The organism is Mesorhizobium sp. M4B.F.Ca.ET.017.02.2.1, from assembly GCF_003998955.1.
Taxonomy (GTDB): domain Bacteria; phylum Pseudomonadota; class Alphaproteobacteria; order Rhizobiales; family Rhizobiaceae; genus Mesorhizobium; species Mesorhizobium abyssinicae.
On the sequence record NZ_RZOF01000600.1, the window covers coordinates 1 to 1,514 of the forward strand.

The window sequence follows — 1,514 nt, forward strand, 5'->3', positions numbered from 1 at the left end:
TCGACGAGTTGGTGCTGTCACTTTTCGTGAGCGGGCCGGACACCACCACCTTGCCGATCAAGATGTGGTCGGGAATTCGGGAAGAGATCACGCCGACGATCGCTGCCGTTTCAAGTCTGCTGATCGCGTTCACAGTCATTATGTATGCCGGCGTAGAGGGGGTTCGCCAAGCTGGTGAATGGCGAACCAAATCCAGTGGGCTAGTCAACAATGAAGGAGCTTAAGACGGTGAGTGAGCCTGCGAATAATGGAATGGATTTCCCGGCTGAGGAATATCGGGAGCGGCTACGGCGTACTCAAGAAGAAATGGCTAAGTATGATCTTCCCGTCTTACTGCTGCACCAACCAGAAAACATTAATTATCTGAGCGGTATAGATCAAATTGGTTATTTCTCCTATCACGCCTTAGCAGTGCCCAGCCGCGGCGACCCGGTGCTGATCGTGCGCGACATGGAAGTCCCCACGGCGCACAGCACCTCATGGGTCAAAAACCACGTGGTCTATGCAGATGCGGCTGATCCGCTCCCCGTTTGGCTCGACACGGCGCGAAGAGCCCTTGAAGGTCTTGGGTTGGCAGGCGGGCGCGTCGGTGTGGATGAGCACTCATGGTTCTTGACGGTGGAGCGCTGGAAGATGCTGCAGGCGCTGCTGCCGAATGCAACTCTGGTTGGAGAGCCCCGTATTGTCGACCACCTGCGCCTGATCAAATCGCCGCGGGAAATAGAACACCTGCGCGGCGCTGCCCGCCTGGTTGAAGTGGGCCTGCGGGCCGGCATCGAGGCTATCGGGCCTGGCGTCGCGGAGCGAGAACTCGCCGAGGCTGTGTCTAGCGCATTGGTGAAGGCGGGGGCAGCGTCGCTCGGCGGTATCATCACCTCCGGCGATCGAACAAGTCTCATACATGGAGGACTTTCGGACCGGCGCCTGGAACGTGGCGATCCTGTCTACTTTGAACAAAACGGGGTCCACAAGAATTACTGGGCACGCTTGATGCGCACCGCTGTTGTCGGTCCGGCGAGCGCTGCGCAACAGCGTATCGCCGACACGATCATCCGCATCCAAGACGAGGCCATCGCATTGATGCGGCCGGGCACACCGGCCAGCGTGGTCGACCGAGCTTGCCGCGAGCCGCTCCTGGCGTCTGGACTGCGCGAGACCTATACGAATCGTGCCGGCTATTCGCTTGGTCTTAATCATCGCCCGTCCGCAGGCGAATTTATCCGCGAATTCGTGCCTGGCGTCGAATGGGTCTTAGAGCCGGGAATGGTGTTTCATATGCTGATGATGGCAGCGGGGATGGGCTTCAGCGAGACGGTGCTGGTGACGGAAAAAGGCCCGGAACGCCTGACCACCATGGAGCGCAAGCTCTTCTCGCGTACCTAAGCACCCCATTCAAGATGGCAAAGCACATGCGACCAGTCATAGGAATCGTCAGCAATTTCGACGTGGAAAAGGATGGTTACTTCTGTCTCGTCCACTATGTAAGCGCAATCGAGAAAGCCGGCGCTGTTCCG

1 protein-coding gene and 1 pseudogene are annotated in these 1,514 nt (G+C 58.3%); both read left to right on the plus strand.

The window, feature by feature from the left end:
* Window positions 1-224, plus strand: a pseudogene (locus EN738_RS35815) (hypothetical protein); the annotation flags it as partial.
* On the plus strand, window positions 211-1,383 hold the full coding sequence (locus tag EN738_RS34210) for a Xaa-Pro peptidase family protein (RefSeq protein ID WP_127287356.1): 1,173 nt from the start codon (window positions 211-213) through the stop codon (window positions 1,381-1,383). The pseudogene EN738_RS35815 and the gene EN738_RS34210, both read left to right, overlap by 14 nt.
* Window positions 1,384-1,514: the final 131 nt, after the last annotated feature.